Here is a 2,093-nt window from a genome sequence, read left to right as displayed (position 1 = left end):
TGCAACCCCAAATGCACATCTGTTACGAACTAGGAATACTTTTGTAAAACGCCTGTTACATAAACACCCAATTTTGCATTTGTGTAACAGAAGCATAAGGAAATATTTTTAATATAGCTTTCTTATCAACTTATAGACACACAAACACGACACGCTTTTTCTTTGAACTAAGATACTTATTAACCTGTATTTTAACATAAATGTTTCAAAAAAACTGATCTTATCAACTAAAAAAGCTGACTTACTTTCAAAGTCAGCTTTTTTACACTATTTATGTAATATCATTTAATTTTCATGACCCAAAATATCTGTGTTATCTTTTGTCATAATCTCATTATTATCAACGTGGTTGCTAATAAGCTTACGTTTACTATAAGCACGTTTATTATTTTCGAGTTTTCTGTATTCTTTTTCAAACAGTTCAATTGGACTACGTCCATTTAGAGCTTGCAACATTGGCTTACGATTAATCTTATCCATAATGTCGTTAAGTTTAGCTTGTGATATTTGATAGAATGTTTGTCCCTTAGGTAGATACTTGCGCAAGTTTCTGTTCTTAAACTCATTACTACCACGTTGTTGTGGCGAGGACGGTGTAGCATAGTAAATTTTTATATTCTTTTCCTTTTGTACATGCTCTAAAAAGTCCCAAGACACAAATTCGATACCGTTATCAGCTGTAATGGTACGTACTAAATTGCCATATTCACTTAAAAACTTATCAAAACCAGCTATCACGTCGTCTGAACGTTTGCTCTTAATTTTATACATAGCTAAAAAACGAGTTTTACGTTCTACAATTGTCATAATTGCGCTTTTATCTGTCCACATACCGTCTCTATTCTTAGCTGGTAAGACTAAATCAATTTCCCAATGTCCAAAACGTGAACGTGAATTAATTGTTTCAGGCCGTTCATAAATTGAATGCCTTACTAATTCACCATTTTCTCGCAATTTACTTCGTAAACGTGCTATTTCTGCCTCTTTTTCACGAATAGTATTTTGTCGATGACGTTCATTACGATTATTTGTGTGATATTTTTTTATTTTAATATCAAGTTCATGTCGATTAGCCCAATTACGGATAGTAGAAGCGGATACATTCACATCTTCAATACGAGCGGAAATCTCTTCGGGCGTCCATTTTTCGTCATTTATCCAGTGCTCAATGAGTTTCTTTAATTCTGGCGTAAGTTTGTTGCCTTGCCCAAATCTAAACGACTTTTTAGTTGCGTTAAATTGCCCGCGGGTCGCCGAATACTTAATACGGGCATGAATTGGTAATCGCAATAATTCGGGTCTGCTTAAATGACTAAAATCTAAAACATTACCTGAATATAATTCTCTCGATATAACTGATTGAGCCCGATTAAGCCGTTTACTAATTTCACTTTGTGAAAGTTGTTCAACATTCCACAAGTATTCAAGCATGACTCTTTCACTCTCGCTGACATGTGGTCGTCTCACATGAGACTTTCTCTCCTTATTCTTACTTTCCATAAATGAAATCTCCTGCTATAATATTTTTATAACCTTTCTACACTTTTATTTTTTAGCAGTGTTTAACACTTAAAAAGCACTAATATAACTTGTCCTCTTCTGTTCTAGTTATGTTAGTGCTTTTTTTATTTTGCTCTTGATTCTTAGTTGTAATAAGCATACATAAATATATCACAATAAAAAATATTATAATGCTTGTTCTCAATTAATTGACCAAAACTTCTTGAATTTTTATCTTTAACAGTCTTCTGACTTTTGTTACAATAATATTGTTATTTAAGTTACTCCTAAAATAACATCCACAGTAAGCATTGGTAACCTGTATTGTACAATGTCAGGTCACACCAATGCTTTTTTTATAAATTTAATCTATTATAGTAAAAATTTTTGCTTACACACTTTTAAAATTCATGCTAGACTAATATTTGTATACCACCATACGAAAAGAGCATTAGTTACCACCTACTCCAATTACTCAGGTTTCTAATGCTCTTTTTGTTTTGCCTTTTTTCACAATGTCAATAAATAACTGGTATTTTTTTACTATCAATTGACATGTTTTCGGCATTAACTGCTTGTACAAGCTTCTTTTT

General features: G+C 32.3%; 1 protein-coding gene. It reads right to left on the bottom strand.

Annotation, left to right across the window (positions count from 1 at the left end):
* Positions 1-285: 285 nt before the first annotated feature.
* Positions 286-1,500, bottom strand: coding sequence for an IS30 family transposase (locus TT13_RS10735; protein ID WP_242868541.1), 1,215 nt, complete (start codon positions 1,498-1,500; stop codon positions 286-288).
* Positions 1,501-2,093 lie beyond the last annotated feature (593 nt).

Origin of the sequence: Weissella oryzae SG25 (assembly GCF_000691805.2) — a bacterium.
Classification (GTDB): domain Bacteria; phylum Bacillota; class Bacilli; order Lactobacillales; family Lactobacillaceae; genus Weissella; species Weissella oryzae.
This window is presented reverse-complemented; position numbering and strand designations above follow the sequence as displayed.

Coding starts and splice junctions, on each gene's coding strand:
- TT13_RS10735 (WP_242868541.1), bottom strand. CDS start 1,500: ATGGAAAGTAAGAATAAGGAGAGAAAGTCTCATGTGAGACGACCACAT.